Source organism: Mycolicibacterium sichuanense (assembly GCF_033741125.1).
Taxonomy (GTDB): domain Bacteria; phylum Actinomycetota; class Actinomycetes; order Mycobacteriales; family Mycobacteriaceae; genus Mycobacterium.
On sequence record NZ_JAWQPU010000001.1, the window covers coordinates 756,139 to 773,260 of the forward strand.

At 63.8% G+C, this 17,122-nt stretch carries 12 protein-coding genes, 1 tRNA gene and 1 pseudogene; 5 read left to right on the forward strand and 9 right to left on the reverse strand.

Features of this window, described 5'->3' with window-relative positions:
• Positions 1-65: 65 nt before the first annotated feature.
• Complete coding sequence (locus SBI80_RS03625; RefSeq protein ID WP_318973042.1) at positions 66-1,430, forward strand: FAD-binding oxidoreductase; 1,365 nt, start codon at positions 66-68, stop codon at positions 1,428-1,430.
• A gap of 51 nt (positions 1,431-1,481) precedes the next feature.
• Positions 1,482-1,555 (forward strand) — tRNA-Met (locus SBI80_RS03630).
• A 111-nt stretch (positions 1,556-1,666) separates the two neighbouring features.
• Here SBI80_RS03630 and SBI80_RS03635 read toward each other — a convergent pair.
• The 5 genes and pseudogenes from SBI80_RS03635 to SBI80_RS03655 form a co-directional block, all read right to left on the reverse strand.
• Positions 1,667-3,199 (reverse strand): S8 family peptidase, encoded by a 1,533-nt coding sequence (locus SBI80_RS03635; RefSeq protein ID WP_318973043.1) that lies wholly within the window; start codon positions 3,197-3,199, stop codon positions 1,667-1,669.
• A 181-nt stretch (positions 3,200-3,380) separates the two neighbouring features.
• Positions 3,381-4,540: pseudogene (locus SBI80_RS03640) on the reverse strand (IS3 family transposase).
• A 97-nt stretch (positions 4,541-4,637) separates the two neighbouring features.
• Positions 4,638-6,089, reverse strand: coding sequence for a 2-oxo acid dehydrogenase subunit E2 (locus SBI80_RS03645; protein WP_318973044.1), 1,452 nt, complete (start codon positions 6,087-6,089; stop codon positions 4,638-4,640).
• Positions 6,090-6,540: 451 nt separating this feature from the next.
• Complete coding sequence (locus tag SBI80_RS03650) at positions 6,541-8,532, reverse strand: alpha-ketoacid dehydrogenase subunit alpha/beta (RefSeq protein ID WP_318973045.1); 1,992 nt, start codon at positions 8,530-8,532, stop codon at positions 6,541-6,543.
• A gap of 48 nt (positions 8,533-8,580) precedes the next feature.
• Positions 8,581-9,651, reverse strand: coding sequence for a zinc-binding dehydrogenase (locus SBI80_RS03655; protein WP_318973046.1), 1,071 nt, complete (start codon positions 9,649-9,651; stop codon positions 8,581-8,583).
• Positions 9,652-10,087: 436 nt separating this feature from the next.
• Here SBI80_RS03655 and SBI80_RS03660 point away from each other — a divergent pair, with 436 nt between their 5' ends.
• The 3 genes from SBI80_RS03660 to SBI80_RS03670 all read left to right on the forward strand — a co-directional run bounded on the left by SBI80_RS03660 (position 10,088) and on the right by SBI80_RS03670 (position 13,811).
• Positions 10,088-11,524, forward strand: coding sequence for an APC family permease (locus tag SBI80_RS03660; protein ID WP_318973670.1), 1,437 nt, complete (start codon positions 10,088-10,090; stop codon positions 11,522-11,524).
• Positions 11,514-12,947, forward strand: coding sequence for a glutamine synthetase family protein (locus SBI80_RS03665; RefSeq protein WP_318973047.1), 1,434 nt, complete (start codon positions 11,514-11,516; stop codon positions 12,945-12,947). Before SBI80_RS03660 ends, SBI80_RS03665 begins: the two co-directional genes overlap by 11 nt.
• Before the next feature lie 102 nt (positions 12,948-13,049).
• Positions 13,050-13,811, forward strand: a complete 762-nt coding sequence (locus tag SBI80_RS03670) for a gamma-glutamyl-gamma-aminobutyrate hydrolase family protein (RefSeq protein ID WP_318973048.1) — start codon at positions 13,050-13,052, stop codon at positions 13,809-13,811.
• A 49-nt stretch (positions 13,812-13,860) separates the two neighbouring features.
• Here SBI80_RS03670 and SBI80_RS03675 read toward each other — a convergent pair whose 3' ends face one another.
• Genes SBI80_RS03675 through SBI80_RS03690 form a run of 4 tightly spaced genes read right to left on the reverse strand, consistent with a single transcriptional unit; the run spans position 13,861 to position 17,038 of the window.
• Entirely contained in the window at positions 13,861-14,727 is an 867-nt protein-coding gene (locus SBI80_RS03675; RefSeq protein WP_318973049.1) for an SMP-30/gluconolactonase/LRE family protein, read from the reverse strand.
• A 14-nt stretch (positions 14,728-14,741) separates the two neighbouring features.
• Entirely contained in the window at positions 14,742-15,857 is a 1,116-nt protein-coding gene (locus SBI80_RS03680) for an enolase C-terminal domain-like protein (RefSeq protein ID WP_318973050.1), read from the reverse strand.
• A 3-nt stretch (positions 15,858-15,860) separates the two neighbouring features.
• Positions 15,861-16,247 carry a Rid family hydrolase gene (locus SBI80_RS03685; protein ID WP_318973051.1) on the reverse strand — a complete coding sequence of 129 codons (387 nt, stop codon included), beginning with the start codon at positions 16,245-16,247 and terminating at the stop codon, positions 15,861-15,863.
• A complete protein-coding gene (locus tag SBI80_RS03690; protein ID WP_318973052.1) occupies positions 16,244-17,038 on the reverse strand; it encodes an SDR family NAD(P)-dependent oxidoreductase in 795 nt (264 codons plus the stop codon). The genes SBI80_RS03685 and SBI80_RS03690 overlap by 4 nt, the downstream gene beginning before the upstream one ends.
• Positions 17,039-17,122: the final 84 nt, after the last annotated feature.

The window sequence follows — 17,122 nt, forward strand, 5'->3', positions numbered from 1 at the left end:
TCCCGCCAAGCGGCATGGGTGATGGTCGTGCCATCGAACGCCCGTCCCGCTGAAAGGAACCCACTATGAGCCCCCTCGCCCCGACCGAGGCGCCGGACGTCGAGGTGACCGAACTGCGCAGCCACGTCACCGCACCCGTCGCCCTGCCAGGTGAACGCGTCTATGACCGGGCCATGCCGTGGAACGTGGCGGTGCCGGTGTGCCCGGCCGCGGTGGTGTTCGCCTCGACGGCCAGCGACGTCGCGGCCGTGATGCGGTTCGCCGGGGAGCGGGGCATGCGGGTGGTCGTGCAAGCCACCGGCCACGGGGCCGTCCCGACCGGCGCCGACGCGATCCTGGTGCTCACCACCGGAATGACGGGCTGCGTGGTGGATCCGGTGACCCGGACCGCCCGCGTCGGGGCCGGTGTCCGCTGGCAGACCGTGCTCGACGCGGCCACACCGCACGGTCTGGCGCCGCTGTGCGGGTCGGCCCCCGGGGTCGGGGTGGTTGGCTACCTGACCGGTGGCGGCATCGGCCCGCTGGTGCGCACGGTCGGGTTGTCGGCCGATCACGTGCGGGCCTTCGAACTCGTCACCGGTGCGGGGGAGGTGCTGTGGGTCACACCCGATGACCACGCCGACCTGTTCTGGGGAGTGCGCGGCGGCAAGTCGCTGCTGGGCATCGTGACCACGGTCGAGATCGACCTGCTGCCGATCGCCGAATTCTACGGTGGGGCACTGTACTTCGACGGTGCGCAGGCGGGCGTGGTGATGCGCGAGTGGCAGCGGTGGTCGGCCGCGCTGCCCGAGGAGGCGAACACGTCGCTGTGCGTCCAGCAGCTGCCCCCGCTGCCGGGCATTCCCGAGCCTCTGGCGGGCCGGATGACGGTGGCGGTGCGCTACACCGCGGTGGGTGACTTCGAGGCGGCAGCGCGCCTGCTGGAGCCGATGCGCGCGGCGGCGCCGGCGTTGATCGACGCGGTCGGGGTGCTGCCGTACGCGGCGATCGGCGCGGTGCACGCCGATCCGGTGGACCCGATGCCGGTGCACGAGGGCCACGCCCTGCTGCGCGAGCTGACCGCCGAGACCGTCGAGGCGATCCTGGCGCTGTGCGGGCCGGCGGCGGGCTCCCCGCAGACGATCGTCGAACTGCGGCTGCTCGGTGGCGCCCTGGCCCGCGAGCCGCGGCACCGCAGCGCGTTCTGCCACCGCAACGCCGCGGTCGCGCTGACGACGATCGGGGTGCTGATGCCCGAGGTGGCCGACGCCGTCGTCGGGCACGCCGCCGAGGTGGTCGAGGCGGTGGCCCCGTGGGCGACGGGTGGGCAGCTGCCGAACTTCGCGGCCTCGGCCGATCCGGAGCGGCCGTCGCGCTGCTACAACGAGGACGCGCTGCACTGGCTGCGGGCGCTCGCGCGACGCTACGATCCGGCCTCCGTGATGCGCTGAGCACGCGATTTGGAGCTGTGCCCGGGGGTCGGTAACCTTGTGTTCACCCGTCGCGGGGTGGAGCAGCTCGGTAGCTCGCTGGGCTCATAACCCAGAGGTCGCAGGTTCGAATCCTGTCCCCGCTACTAGGCAAAACGGCTCCCGGAGATCTCTCCGGGAGCCGTTTTCATGCCACTTGGGAACACGTTTGGGAACATTCGCATCGCTAACGATCGAATGGGAACCATCTCGAACGATTACACCTCGACAGTTACTGACGTTCGGACACTCAAAGGTGCGTTCCAGAGGGCAAGCTGCTGGATTGCCTGCAGTCCGTCAGCGTGCACTGGGAGGCCGTCATCGAGCCCGCGCAATGTGACGATGGCGTACGCCCTTTGCTCGATGCCGTCCTCGTAGTCGTGCCTCTCGGTGAGGCTTAGTTTTAAGCCCCATTCGTCGCCGGCGCAGCCACGTGGAAACCGCGCGTGGTGCGTTCGTACCGGGCTCCACTTGCCTGCGGCAACGAGATCGGATTCCCAGGGGTGCGCCCCCGTGGTCTTCTCTTCGGGGGCCTTCCCAGTGATCTTGATGGTCTCGCCAGTTCGGTCCACAACGCCGAAACTCCCATCGACGCATGTGCGAACAGCTTCCTGCCCGCAAGCGCGGTCCAAGATCGGGTTATAGGAGATGGTCATGAAGATTTCGGCCCTGAGCTTGCCGTCTGGCGTTAGAAGGCAGGCAGGGATCGGGAACGGAGCGCGCAACCAGCTGATCTTGCTGGCGAGTGTGACGTCGTGGACCGTGGTGAAGGAATTGCTATCTTCGAACAGAGTCTTGGTTCCGCTGAAGGGGATTCCGGCGCCGTAATAGTTCCTGTGATTCGCGACGAGTTCTCGACTGTTGGTTGCCGCCCCGTGCACAATGAGGCCCTTGATCAACGCTGGTGCCGCGTCGACGCCCTCTACATCGTCTATTTCCGACCATACGTTCGCGGCAATAGCACTGATCAGCGGCGTGGCGAAGGATGTGCCCACTCCCTCTGCAATTTGGTCGTTGGGAACCAATGACCTGATACCTGCGTATGGGACTTCGCCGAGCGGTCCGACGTCGCCGCTCCAAAACGACACGTCTGGCTTGGTTTGGCCGCCGAAGCTCGGACCCCGCCTGGAGTAGCTTGCCGGTGCGCCAACCGGGGTTCGTCCACCCCTATGAGAAATAGACCCAACCACCAAGGAGTTCACCGAGTCGGCCGGGCTAGCAATGCCATCACTGAGCGGATCGATAGGTGGCCATGGACGTCCTCCGCCATCTTCAAAGTTGCCTGCCGCCTGTACGAACAGAATCTCGAGTTCGCTTGAAAGCGCATCCATCTCGCTTGCAAAAACTGAGTATTCAACCGGCCGGAGCTCGTTTCGCCGGGCGAATGAGCAGTTCCAAATCTTGACCTCTGGATGTCTGCGGACCACTTCGGTAATCCGTTCCAGCAATTCGAGCTCGCCGATGCCGGATGGTCCCGCGGGTAACACTTGACCATCGATCAGACGCGCCGAGTCGCCCTCGAAGCATGCCTCGCCAGGGTTTAGTGCGCCGCCGCCAAGGATGAGTCCGCCAACGAATGTCCCATGCTCGGGATTTTGCTCGCTTCCGAGGTCATAGCTCTCTCTTGCCATGACCCATGGCTCGAGAATGGCGGTGTTGATCCCAGAGTCGAGTACTCCAACAACCGCTGGGCCTGGGTCTTGAGACAGCGCCGCTCGCATGTCTTCGTCGACAGCGCCGACGACCGCCATGGACTGTGGCCCAATTGCACGCCAGTGGCTGTAGGTGGGTTCGAGGCTGGCTTGGCGGATGCCATACAGGTTGGATAGTTCGTCGATGTCTGCAGACTCGGCGGGAGCGACATAGATGGGTCTGCTGCACGAATAGGTGACATCTTGACCTGCCCTACCTGCTGGGTTCCAGTCGCGGTGGCTAACTGACTGCGGTGAGGGTGTCGTTGGTGAAGGATAGTTCGTACTCGATCGGTGTGCGGTAGTTCAACGCGGAATGGCGGCGTTGGCGGTTGTGGAAGATCTCCAGGTAGTCGAAGATGGCGTTGGCCAACTCGGTGCGGGTCTTCCACTTTTGACGGTCGAGTAGCTCGATCTGCATCGAGGACCAGAAGCTTTCCATCATGGCGTTGTCCAGGCCGTCACCGATCGTCCCGAACGACGGGACGAGCCCGGCAGAACGGATCTTCTCCCCGAAAACCCAAGAGGTGAACTGAGTTCCGTGATCGGCATGCACAATGCCGCCAGGTGCCGGGCGACGGTTGCGGATGGCCATATCCAACGCGTTGACCACCAACGTGGCATCGGCCTTCGAGTCCATCGACCAGCCCACAATCCGGCGGCTGAACGCGTCGAGCACAGCACAGCAGTACAGCCATCCTTCCCGGGTCCTGTGCTGGGTGATGTCAGTGACCCACAACTCATTTGGCGCGAGTCGGTGGAACTTGCGATGGACCAGATCATCAGCAGTGACCACCCCGCGCAGGCGTTTCACCCGCACTGGACCCGGCAAACCGTAGATGCCGGCAAGGGTCATCAGGACCGACACCGTGCGTGGGCAGGCCGTGATTCCCATACCGAGGGTGAGTTCAGCGTGGACGCGACGATAACCGTAGGTACCGCGTGAGGCGACGTGGATCTCGCGGATCAGCCCGGTCAACCACTGACGGCGCAACTGGGTGGCTGTGGTCGGTTTTCGCTTGTGCTTGTAGTAGTTCTGGCGTGTCACACCAAGAATGACGCAGCAGCGATCTACAGGCGCCCCGGCGCCGACCAGTCGGTCGATCACCGGGTAGATCCTTTTGGGCGGGGCTTGTCCTCACCGAGGAACGTGGCGGCCTGGCGCACTATGGCCAACTCGGTTTCCAGCTCGCGGATCCTTCGCCGCGCTGCTCGCAACTCTGTTGATTCGCTCGTCGGGACACCGGGACGCACCCCGCGGTCGATATCGTCCTGCTTGATCCACTTCGACAGCGTGACCGGGTGGATGTCGAGGTCGTCAGCGGTCTGTTTCTGCGGCTTGCCGGCACGCACGAGCGCGATCGCACGCGCCCGGAACTCGGCAGGATAGGGGCGGGGCATGACGGTCAGCCTTTCGTACAGGCCGTCACTTAGTCACCGAATCTGGAACCCAAACGGTGGGTCAGGTCAAACTGTCACCTGATCGTGCAGCAGACCCTTACGTAGTGCCTGTTAGTTCTAAAGAGAAGTCAGCGGTTTCAAGCCTGGCCTTCACCGAAGTGAGGAATCGGGCAGCGTCCCCGCCATCGATGAGTCGGTGGTCGTAGGTTAGGGCGAGGTAGGCCATGTTGCGGATGTCAATCGTCTCCTTGCCACCGTCATCGCGTATGACGGTGGCGCGCGCAACGACGGCGCCGGTGCCGAGGATGGCGACTTGGGGTTGATTGATGATGGGCGTGTCGAAGAGCGCACCGCGGGATCCCGTGTTGGTGACGGTGAACGTTCCCCCTGACAGGTCGTCGACAGTAAGGGTGTTGGCGCGAGCGCGATCCGCGACATCAGCTACAGCGGTGGCCATTTGAGCGATATCGAGTGCATCGGCATTGCGTATGACCGGGGCCAAGAGCCCGCGGTCGGTGTCCACGGCGACGTTGAGGTGTGTAGCGCCGTGGTAGGTGACGGTGCCGTCGGCGGTATCGACTGAAGCGTTGAATGCCGGGAAGTCGCCGAGGGTGTCCATCGCGGCGCGCAAGAAGAAACTGGTGAACGTGAGTTTGGTGCCGTACGCGGCGGCGAACGCGGCTCCGTATTGCCCCCGGAGTTGGTTGATAGCGGTGAGGTCGGCTTCGACGACGGTGGTCAGTTGTGCTGAGGTGTGAAGTGATTCGACCATGCGGTTGGCGATGACCTTTCGCAGTCGTGTGAGCTTCTCGGTGCGATCTGGCCGATTCGCGACAGCCGTGAGGGTACGTCGCTGATTTAGGGAGAGGTCCGCTATGCGGATGCGGTTGTGGCGTCCGCTACCCCGTAAGGTCGAAATGTCCAGCCCACGCTGTTGGATGGTCAGGCTGACCAGCGGGCTGAGGTAGGGGTTGGCTGCGGACTTCCCGTCGTGCGTGGCGTTCGTGGGTTCTTCGTCAGCGGTGGCAGCTGCGGCAGTGTCGGCTGCAGCGAGGACGTCGGCTTTGCGGATGCGGTTGCCCACGCCGCTTCCTGTAACCGTAGTGAGGTCGACGTGGAGCTCGGTGGCCAGGCGACGCACCAGGGGTGTGACGTAAGGAGTCCCTGGGGTGTGACTGACCCCGGTCGGCAATGTCATGGCCGCAGCGGGGTGCTCGTTCGTGTGCGGCGCATCGACTGTGCTCGTCGCCGGAACTAAGTGCGCATGCGTTGTCACCACGGGTGTTTCGGACGGATGGCCCTGTGGGATGTCTACGTCGGTCGCTGATTGCGAGTCGTCGATCAGCGCCAGATTGGCGCCGATCGGCGACACGTCCCCCTCGTTAGCGAAGATCTCGGTGAGTCGGCCCGAGGCTGGCGCGGTGATCTCGGAATCGACTTTATCGGTGGAGACTTCAACAAGCGGCTCGTCTTTTACGATGAAATCGCCGGGGAAGCGAAGCCATCTACTGATCGTGGCATCGGTCACGGTTTCCCCGAGATCAGGCATTGTCACTGCTATCGGCATCGGTGGTCCTCATCGTGGGGTCGAGTTGAAGCGGGTGCTTCCTCAGGAGAAGCTGGGTCTGCGGCGGGATGGGGCGTGCCGAGGTGTTGCTCGACGTGGCGTAGATGCACTAGTTCGTTGCGTCTCCCGGCTACACCGCAACGGCACCCGTCGAGGAACCGCTTGAGGCGCAGCGTCGATGTTCGCGCAGATTGGCCGCCCGAGGCGGAAGTGGGCGGATTCGATCGGATTCGGAATCCGCCCCACGTTCCGAGTACTTCGAGATGAGCCAGAGAGTGCTCGCGACATTGGCTGACGACCGGACGAGCATGACGTCGGGTCAGCCTCCGGTCCGAGGGCAAGTTCTGACGTCGAGCGTCATGGGGGTTCCTTCCGTCCACGCCGATGCGCACCACTGGCTCCCGCACTGCTCATGCTGTTGTCCCGGCTCGTCCTACACCCGGGCGAGGGTCACCAGTTTGCGTGCAGCGTCGACGATGTCGGCCGCACGTGGCAGCACGGCAGCCTGCAGGGCGGGCGCTGAGGGCATGCGCAGGTCGTTCAAACCGATGCGGACGACGGGTGCGGTCAAGGCGTCGAAGTGACGTTCGGCGATGCGGGCGGCGATTTCGGCGCCGAATCCAGCGGTGAGGTTTGCTTCGTGCGCCACTATGACCCGACCCCCGCTAGCGTGGACAACCTCGGCGATCGCCGCATCGTCGAGTGGCCGTAGCCATCTCAGATCGAGCACAGTTGCGTGGATACCCGTCGCAGCGAGTTCGTCGGCAGCAGAGAGGGCTTGGTGCAGCATCGAACCCCAGGTAATGATCGCCAAATCAGAACCATCGCGGTGCTTGCGGGCGCCGGCCGCGGCCTCGACGACACCGCCGGCGGTCACCGGCTCGGATTCCTGATAGAGACTGCGATGCTCGATCAGGATCGTCGGATCCGGATCGGCGACGGCGGCGCGGGTCATCGAATACGCGTCCTGTGCCGTGGCGGGTAGCCCAACTTTGATTCCTGGAATGTGCGCCAGAATGGCCTCGATGCTTTGCGAGTGCTGAGCACACGATCCCGGAGTAACGCCCTGCTGCATCCGGACGACCAATGGTGCGGTGAGCCGAGAACGGTTGACGTAGCGGACATTCGCCGCCTGGTTGACGATCTGATCCAGCGCGACGAACAGGAAGTCGGCCCACATGATCTCGACGACCGGCCGCATGCCTTCCATCGCCGCGCCCACTGCGGCTCCGAGGATCGCGGCTTCGGCAATTGGCGTATCAAAGATCCGCCGGTCCCCGTAATCCTTCTGCAGCCCACGAGTGACGCCGAAGATGCCGCCGGCGAACCCGACGTCCTCTCCCCAGATGGCGACCTCGGGTCGGTCGTCCATCTCGGTTCGCAACGCGAGATTGATCGCGCGCAGGTATGTCAGATCCTTGGCCGGCTCGACCGGACTGTGGGGTCGGGAATCGTCGCCCTCGTCGGGGCCGATGACGTGGGCATACACGTCGGCCACTGTCGGTTCGGGCATCGCCCGCACTCGTCGGGCGACGTCGTCGATCAGGGTGTAGACCTGCTCATCGATGTCATCGATGTCGTCTTCGGACAGCGTGCCCTGCTCCAGGGCGAGACGGATCAACCGCGGCAGACAATCGCCGTCCCGGGCGGCGTCAGCATCCTCTTTCGGGCGGTAGTGCTCGATGTCCTTGTTGTAGTGCCCGGACAGTCGAAACGTCTTGCATTCAAGTAGCACTGGGCCTTCCCCGCGACGGCAGGTCTCGGCCGCGGCGGCCACCGCGCCATAGACGGCGAATGGGTCGTTGCCATCGACGACATGGCTCTCGATACCGAGACCGCGGCTGCGTTCGGCTAGATCCGCAACACGGTTGATACCGGAAATCGCGGTCATCTCGGCCCAACCGTTGTTCTCGCACAAGAAGATGACCGGAAGGTTGCGCGAAGCCGCGAATATCATCCCCTCAGTGGTCGATCCTTGATTCATGGCGCCGTCGCCGATCGAGGTGACCACGACACGGTTGGTGTCGAAGTATTGGGAGGCCAGCGCGACCCCGTCGGCGATGGGAACGCCGGCACCGACGATGGAGTTCTCGCCAAGGAACCCGTTGTCAGGATCGCTGAGTAGCGGGGAGCCGGCGCGGCCGCCGTTGACGCCGGTGCCGCGCTGGGCAATTTCGGCCATCAGTGCTTCGGGGTCAGTGCCACAGGAGAGCGCCCACCCGTGTCCGCGGTAGGTCGAGAGCACCCTGTCTTGGTCCTGCAATGCTGCCAGTGTCCCGACTGGGATTGCTTCCTGGCCCAGGCACAGATGGATTGATCCGGCGATCACTCCCTCGCGGCCGAGTTCGAGGATTTGCTCCTCGAATCGGCGGATGGTGGCCATCTGCCGGTATGCATCGGCTACGGACAGTGCGTGGGTGCTCACATCAACTCCTATGTGGGACAGAGACATATATGTGTTCGTGGGGTGGATCTAGGGGAAGGTCAGGATGGCGCGGCCGCGGACTCGGCCACCGGCGAGATCGGAGATCGCCCGGTTGATGTCCTGCAGTTCATAGCGATTGGTGACCAGTGCCTGCAGGTCGATGTCGCCGCCCTCACACCACTGCGCGAGCAGCGGAATCTCGGTACCGATGTCTGTGGGCACCCCGAGACTCGCGGTGACCGTCTTCTGCCCGATGAGAAGCTCGCGAGCGGAAACGCCGACTCCCGGAGCTGGTACGCCGACGATGACGAGATGTCCACCGCGTGAGCTGCCGAGCACCCCGCGGCGAACCGCCGCCAGAGCCGTGCCGAGGGTCGACTGTTGAGCGACGCAATCGAAGACGTAGTCGGCGCCTGAAGGCCCGTCGGCATGCGCCGTGATCTCGAGCAACGCCGCGACCGGATCGGTGTGGGCGGCGTTCACCGTGTGTGTAGCACCGAAATCGTATGCAAGCGAGAGTTTTTCATCGGAGACATCGACGGCGACGATGGGTCTAGCCTGGGCGTGCCTGGCGGCCGCGATCGCGGAAAGCCCTACTCCGCCGGCGCCCCAGATGACCACGCTCGCACCGGGTTCGACCTTGGCCGTTCGTACCACCGCGGATGCGCCCGTCAGCACCGCACATCCCAGGACCGCCGCAACGTCGCTGGCTATCTCAGGCGGGATGCGCACCGCGTAGCGCTGATCGATCAGGCTGTGCGTGCCCCAGGTGAAGACCATCTCGTCGGTGGAGGCGTACTCACCGTTCGCGAGCGCGGCGCCAGCCCTCCATGGTGTTCCTGCGCCGGGCCGCGGCACCCAGGACACCGACACTGCGTCCCCAGGCGCAACCAGTCGAACATCGGGTCCCACGGATACGACGATCCCGCAGGCTTCGTGGCCCAATAAGTACGTCTGGTCGCGCTGCGCACGGATCTCGTGCAGTTGGCTGTGGCAGACGCCGGCGCCGAGGTTGCGAACGAGTACCTGACCTGGTCCGGGATCGGGCAGTTCGACGTCCTCGACGGACAGGTGGTCCGACCCGGCCCGCAAGACGGCGACTTGGGCGTTGGTGGGCATGTGTGTCCTCATTCGTGAGGGGTTCGGCAGCGGGCTACTCGACCACTGGTATCGACGAACATTAACACCGTCTCACGATCCTATGGAAGTAATAATATAGCGATGTATTGGTCGAGATCTAAGCCGAGTCGATGGCTGTAACTGATCGAAAGCTGCTGTACGCCATGGCGGGCCGTCCGTCATACCGCGTGCCCTAGTGGTGGTGCATAGAGGTGAGGCGGGCCTAGTGGCGGGGAGCTATCTAGCCGGGCCCTATGCATCACTATTTTACTAGTTCCATCGAATCGTGAGACGGTGATAGTGTGCCTCCTCACACCGCCGCATTCCATTCCAGGCGGGCTCCTGACAGGTGAGGAAACGAAAGATGGTCACCGAAGCTCAAACACCAGCGTCATCGCCACCGCGAAAATTGATGGGCACGATGACCTTGGCCCTCATGGTCGTGGCGATGGCTTCCCCCGTCGGAGTCGTAGTGGGAACCGTTCCCCTAATGCTCGGCGTGGGCAATGGCATTGGCACACCAGGGGCATTCGTTCTCGTCGGCGTGGTGCTCGTAGTGTTCGCCTTCGGCTACGCCGCGATGGCTCAGGCTCTGCCCTCGGCCGGCGGGTTCTTCGGATTCATCCGTGCTGGTCTCGGCGGGCGGGCCGGCCTCTCTGCGGGATTCGTCGCCACCACCGCGTACGCCGTCATCACGATCTTCGTTGCTGCCTTGCTGTCGTACTTCGCCAGCACGTTCTTCCGGACGCGGTTCGGCCTTGACCTCGATTGGGTGGTGTGGGGCATCGGCTTCGTCGTCATCGCTGCAGTACTCATGTACTTAGGCGTGAAGGAGAGCGCTCTGGTTACCGCCGGGTTCCTCATGGTCGAGTTCGCGATCCTCGCGGCGCTGGCCATCGCCGTCGTCGTCCGCCAAGGGCCGGGAGCTTTCCCGGTGACGAGTTTCTCACCCGCGCAGATCTTCAGTGGGTCACCAGGTTTCGCCCTAGCGCTAGCGTTCTTGTGCTTCGTGGGATTCGAAGTGACAGCCGTCTTCACCAGCCACGTTCGCAACCCGGAGAAGACGATCGGACGTGCCACGATGATCGGTGTCGTCATCTTGTTCACCACGTTCGGGTTGGGTGCTTGGGTGGTGTTGGCCGGGCTTGGCGCCGACAAGGCCATCGCGATCGCGCAAGGCCCCGATTCGGGTCAGTTGGTACCCATGGTTGCCAGTGCCAATCTGGGTGCGTGGATGGGGGTCGTGTTCGAAGTGGTCCTGATGACAAGCTTGTTCGCGACTCTGATCGTCGTCTTCAACACCACAGCGCAGTACACGCTGAACATGTCGCGCGCGCTGGCGCCGAAGGGACGCCTGTCCCGGGTGCACCCCAAGCATGGCTCACCTGCGAACTCGGGAATCGCACTCGCCGTGGTCATCTGCGCGGTCCTCATCGCTTGCCGGCTCGCTCAACTGGACCCCTACCTCAAGGTGGCGGCGATCCTGGGCGTGCTGGGCTCGGTCGCGATCTTCGCCCTGGAGATCATGTGTGCGTTGGCGATCTTCGTCTACTTCAGGCGAGCCAAGGACCGTCGACTCTGGATCACGACGCTGTCGCCGCTCGTCGCGGGTGTCGCGCTCGCGGTCTTCCTCGCGATCGTGCTGATCAACTTCGCGGGTCTCACGGGATCGACGTCACCAGTCGTTACCTGGTCGCCCCTGCTTTACCTCGTCGTGGCCGTCGTTGGATGGATCATCGGCGCAAAGCGATCAGATTTCGGCGAGGCTGGGATTGACGAGGCTGTCCAGAGCGAGGACCCGTCAATTAGTGCTAAGCCCAATCTCCACGCGTCGGCCGGCCAGGAGAACAAGGAGGCGCCACATGTCCAGTGACACTGTCAGCATGCTCCCGGTCGCGGAGAACGGCACCGGCGCCTCGAAGATCCGAAAGAATTCACCAATGGATGCAGGGGAAATGCTCGAACGACTCGACGCCCGCCGCGTACGCGTCGAGTTCATCGACACCGACGGGCGCCTGCGCGGCAAGTACGTCACCGTGGAGAAGGCACTCTCCAAGGGGGGCATTGGCCTGCCCGAGTTCTTCTACGCCCTCAGCGTCGACGACGGCGCCTATGACGTGCCGATCGCCAGCGCCGACCACGGCTTCCCTGACTTCTTCGCCATACCGGACTGGTCGACCCTGCGCCCCGCACCAAATGAGGACGGAGTCGCCGCCGTCATCTGCGACGTCCAGTCCAAGACGGGTGAACCCGTGCAATTCGACGGGCGCTCGGCATTGCGGCGAACGTGTGCGCGGCTAGCAGAGGCCGGCTTCGATGCGCTGATCGGCGTCGAGTTGGAGTTCTACCTCTATGAGGTCGACGAGCATGGTGAGACGGCACTGCGGGAGCAGCACCCCACCCGTTTGCGACCTGTCGGTCGTACCCGACAAACCCTCAGTGTTCATCGCTGGCCCGATCACGGCAAGTTCGTCGCCGACCTCGATTCGGCCATGGAGTCCTACGGCATCGAGGTCGAAGCGTTCTCCACCGAGCTCGGGTACGGCATGCTCGAGGCAGCCCTTTCTCCGGTGCCCCCGCTGCAAGCCGCAGACAACGCAGCACGGTTCAAACAGGCCTGCAAGGACGTTGCGCGACGCAACGGCATGCTCGCGAGCTTCGTCGCCAAGCCCCACATGAAACAAGAAGGGGCTGGAGCCCACTTGCATCAGAGCTTGCTGCGCAACGGTCAGAACGTCTTCTGCCCCGAAGATGAGCTGAGCACAGGTATGTCGGAGACCTTCCGGCACTACGTCGGCGGGGTAGTGGCCACGGCCGGTGAACTCTCTGTGTTCCAATGCCCGTACGCAAACTCCTACCGGAGGTTAGATCCAAAGTTCTTCGCGCCCACCAACATCAGTTGGGGAATCGACAATCGGGCCGCCTGTTTGCGCGTCATCACCGACTCCCGGTCGGCGACGCGGTTGGAGCACCGCCGAGGAGGAGCCGACTTCCACCCCTACCTTGCCATTGCAGCTAGCCTCGATGGCGGCCTCCACGGCATTCGCAATCGCATCGAACCGCCGAGAGCTTCCACCGGCGCCGCCTACGCCGACGCTGAAGCGAAGCCATTCCCCGGGAATCTGCGCGCGGCCGCCGCGGCACTTCACGACTCAGGGCTGGCCCGCCAATGGTACGGAGATGACTTCGTCGAACACTATGCGGCATCACGTGTTTCGGAGATATCCACCTACGAAGCCTTGCGCGACGGATACGTCCCCGATTGGGAACTGGCTCGCTACTTGGAAGTTACCTAACTGAGCTGCCGTCGCCGTCGACCACCATGCCCGCACACAAGGAAAGCTGACCGTGCATCAACCACAATTCCGGCGTAATTCACTCCTCCGCGGAGCGCAATCATGAAGCCGCTCATCGGTATCACTGGTCGCCGGCTGGCTGCCGGGAGCGTGCTCAGCTACCACCCGCGGTTCCACGACCTACACGTCGACGTCTACTGGTCGGACAACGGGCGACGTGTCCTCGAAGCGGGCGGCATCCCGGTGCTCCTGCCCTTTGAGTCGTCAGACTCCGGCGTGATCGACCGACTGGACGCACTCCTGGTGACCGGCGGGCAAGACATCCATCCCGACGTGTGGGGAGGCGACCCCGCCCTAGCCGACGCTGACGCCGATCCTCGGCGAGACGCCAATGTCCATGACCACGAACGCGACGTCTACGAGATCGCGCTGGTACGCGCAGCGGTTGAACGGCGCCTCCCGGTCCTCGGGATATGTAGAGGACATCAGGTCCTCAACGTCGCCTTGGGCGGCACCCTGGTCGAGGACATCCCCATCGACACAGTCATTCACGCCGCCGAAGAGGCGCCACCGACCCCGGGCCACACCAACCACGTCGTGACCTTCACCCCGCAGTCGCTTGTCCGCGAGATCTACGGCGACTCAGCTCAAACGAACTCCCTGCATCACCAGGCGGTAAAGGAGTGTGGTCCCGGCGTACTCGCTACCGGCCACACCGTTGACGGAAGCGTCGAATCGATTGAGCTGATGGGGTTCCCGGTTCTTGGGGTGCAGTGGCACCCGGAGTGGCACATGGAACTCGACCCAGTGTTCCCGTGGCTCGTCGAGGCCGCCCGTCACTACCGCGAATTCGCCACGTCCTGACGGGCTCTTGCTCTCGGCGAACGACGGAGTGCGCCTCTCTGAGGCGGCGTCAGACCTCCGCAGCGGGCACGTCGACTCTGGCTACCAGGATAACCGACTGATCACGGCCATCCTCATGGATGTCGTCGAGGTCCGGCCCGGCGGTGATGAACAAGCTGCGCCCATCGTCACCGCCGAGGACGGCCGAGTAGGCGGTGTACTGGCCGGTGTCGACGTGATCGACGACGTTTCCCCCCTCGGCGATGCACCACACGCCTGAACCGGCAGCATCGGCGATCCACAGGTTGCCCGCGGCGTTGAGCGTGATGCCGTCGGTGATCATCAGCAGGTGCTTGCGCGCTTCGGTCAACGTCCTTGCGAGCCGCGGGATGCCGAAGTTCGCCCATACTCGCCGATTCAAAAGAGAACCGTCGGCTCGGACGTCCCATGCACTGATTCGACCTGCGAAGGACTCCGCCAAGAGCAGGAGCTTTCCGTCTGGCGACAGGACGACGCCGTTGGGGGTGACCACGTCGGTAGCGGCGACGACGACTGCGCCGTCGGGATCGACTCGGACGAGTACCGTTGGTTTGAGGGGGTTGAGCGGGCCGTCGTTGCCGATGTAAGCCCGCCCCGCCGCATCGACGCACATGTCGTTGGCGAGGCCGGGGCAATGGTCTGCTAGTTCTGCCACGACATCGAGGGCTCCCGCCCGCAAACGCAATAGCCGCCGTTCGATCATCGAGACGACCAGCAGTTCTCCAGCGGGGGTGAATCCCAATCCCGAGGGCTGACCGGCCACCTCGCACACGGTGTGAAACGTCGCGCCATCCCAGCGAAGGACCCTATGTGTGTAGAAGTCGGAGAACCACAAAGCGCCTTCGTGCCAGCGCGGACCTTCGGTGAAGGAGAAGCCCCGACCTACCAGCTCAACCACATGACGTCCTCGTGCTAATCGGTCGTGAACGTCATCGATCGAACGACGTTGTCGAGCAATGACTCCGGCTGGTACCGCAGACCCAATCCGGGAGAGGCTGGTGGGAGGAACCCGCCGTCGACGAGCGTTGATTCTTCGCAGTGGATGAATCGATCAACGAAGTCGAAGGCGTCGCCAGGTGGGAAGATCTCGACGGGGCTGTCCGTGTCCATGACCAGAGCGGCGTGGCGATGGATCTCGGGGTACACGTGCAAGGACACTGGCACGGTGGCGCGCGCGACGAGGTCGCGGAGGCCGCTGAGGCCCCCGACTGTCGTCGAGTCGGCGCGAAGGACGTCTACGGCGCCGATTTCGAGTAGCCCAAGCAGTTCATCGGGGGAGGCTTCGTCGCCCGCGGCAATCGGAAGCGAAGCAGCGGAACATATTTCGGCGATGTCTCCTGCCGATCCAACCGGCACTGGGTCCTCGACCCAGGTGATGCCGTACGGTTTCCACGCGCGGGTGGCCTCAACGATCTGCTCAACGTTGCGCCCGGCGAACCCCAAGTCCACGATCACCTCGAGATCCTCGACAGAGGCGAGCCTTCGGATCTCGGCGAGCAACCGTGCCGTCGAATCGCCCCGCAGATCCGCGGCAATCTTGACCGATCGGTACCCAACGTCCCGCCACCCCACCAGGCGGCGGGCCATCACCTCGTTACCTTCCCCGTGGCGCCGATAGCCGGCGACGAGCAGCGCGGGCTGGTGCGTACGGGGAGCACCGAGCAATTTCCACGTGGGAACCTCTTGTAACTGACCGGCGAGGTCCCATGCACAGTTGTCCAACACAGCCCGCGCCCGCTGGTCCGCAGACGTGCCACGTCCATCCACGTCACGTGAAAACAGGTTCGCCAGTGTGCATCCAAGCACCTGGTGAGCTACGGATTCGGCTGCCGCACCAATGGACTGGCCCCGGGTGAGCACGTAGGCCGTCCCGGTGACTCCCGTTTCGAGGGTGACTTGGAGTACGACGTATTCTCTGGCGTTGATGGACCGGCCCGCAAGTTGAAGGGGAGGATCCATCGCGAAGCGTAGTACGTCGACCTGGGCGCGCGTCACCCGCAGATCGAGGATCCCTTCGTCGAGCTGCACCTGCTAATGCTCCTGCACGTACGCGGTGGCTTCGATTTCCACGAGCAGATCCGGATGGAGGAATTGCAGGCCGCCGACGCAAGAGCTCGTGGGTAGATGTTCGCCGAACATCTCGGCGTGCGCCCTGCCGGCTTCGCGCCAATCCTCGACGTTTCGCACGAACACTCGCGTGCGCAGAACGTCATGCTTTTTGCCGCCGAGTTCTTCAACGGCGGCAAGCACTACCGACAATGCGTAGGCCGTTTGCGCGTACAGATCGCCTGGTCCTTCGATGGTTCCATCGGGCTTGCCCGCGGTGGTGCCGCCGACTTCGATGAGGGGCCCGATGCGGGTGGCGCGTGAATACGCCCAATCAGCGACCCACGGCGCCTTGGCTACTACTCGCTTCACTGTGCCAACTCCTTCGCAGAATCCTTCGTGATGTTAAAACCTCCGTCGACCGGGACGACCGTGCCGGTCATGAACGACGACTGCTCGGAGAGCAGGAAGGCGATTACCGCCGCGACCTCGGACGCGGCCGCTACCCGACCCAGCGCATGGCGATCCGCCACCTCCTCAAGGGATTTCACGCCAGCCGGTCGGCGCCCCTCAGCCATGAGGGGGGAATCGACGGAGCCCGGCGCGACGGCATTGACACGAATTCTCCAGCGGGCCCATTCCACCGCAAGGGTGCGCGTCAACGCCTCGACGCCAGTCTTGGCGATTGGGTACGGCAACCGACCGGGCCAACCGAATGTCGAAGCCACCGAGCTCACGTTGACGATGACGCCGGGATCTCCCAGCGAGATCCAAATCTTCGCTGCCGCTTGCGCGACGAAGAGGGACCCCGCGACATGGACGTCGAAGAGCTTGTGGAGGTCGGCCAACGTCAAGTCCAGGCTCGGTTTGGCGAGCAAGGTGCCGGCGCAGTTGACGACGCCAGTGATCGGTCCGGCTTCGACGACCTTGCCTACAGCCCGAGCGACCGCCTCTTGATCAGAGACGTTGCAGGACAAAGCAGTCACGCGCGAGGCACCGAACTGATCCGACAAATGCTCGACGACGGCAGGGTCCGGGTTGAGATCGAAGATTGCACACCGCTCCGTACCGCCGCTGAGCAGTTTCGTCACGGTCGCGAGGCCGATTCCGCTGGCTCCGCCGGTGACGAGCACCGTTCTAGATTGGCCGATAGCGGTTGCCATTCTTACTCCTTCAACGATCGATTCGGTTGGCGCCAGTAGTGGACTCATCCGCGCCAGAACAGCCGAGGCTTCGCGTGGCAACGG